We start from the raw sequence: 494 nt of genomic DNA on the forward strand, positions 1-494 counted from the left end.
CCCCCGCGACAGGCTCGACGCGATCCGACGGAGCGGCTGCGGAACCGCACGCAATGCACCGAGGTCGGGACAGGTGCCGACGACGACCTCGGCACCGCTCGTGCGCAGCCTCCGGATGGCCTCGTGCAGATGCTGCGCAGACAGCGCCACCGGCAGACGGTGCGTCACGTCGTTGCCGCCCACGACGATCACCGCCACGTGCGGACGGTAGTCGGCGGGGAGCGCGTCGAGCTGCGCGGGAAGGTCGGGTGACTCCGAGCCCACGACCGCAGCGGTGCGCAGCCGCACCGGTCGATGCATCCGCCGGCCCACGCTCTTCGCGAGCCGACCGCCGAGCGTCTCCTTGCGGCGCTCCGCCCCGAGACCCGCGGCGATCGAGTCCCCCAACACCAGCAGATCGAGGGGCTCGCCGTCGAGCGCTCGACGCCACACCCGGTCGGCGTCGAGGGACTCCTCCCCCAGCGGCTTCCCGATCCGCTTCCGCGCGATGGCGG

The 494-nt window shown here is 73.5% G+C and carries 1 protein-coding gene; it reads right to left on the reverse strand.

Translation table 11 applies throughout. The features are described from left to right. Positions 1-494: SGNH/GDSL hydrolase family protein (locus ACNPM4_RS13935; RefSeq protein ID WP_448986048.1), on the reverse strand; the 494-nt coding region annotated here is incomplete at both ends.

Source organism: Microbacterium umsixpiens, assembly GCF_053543675.1.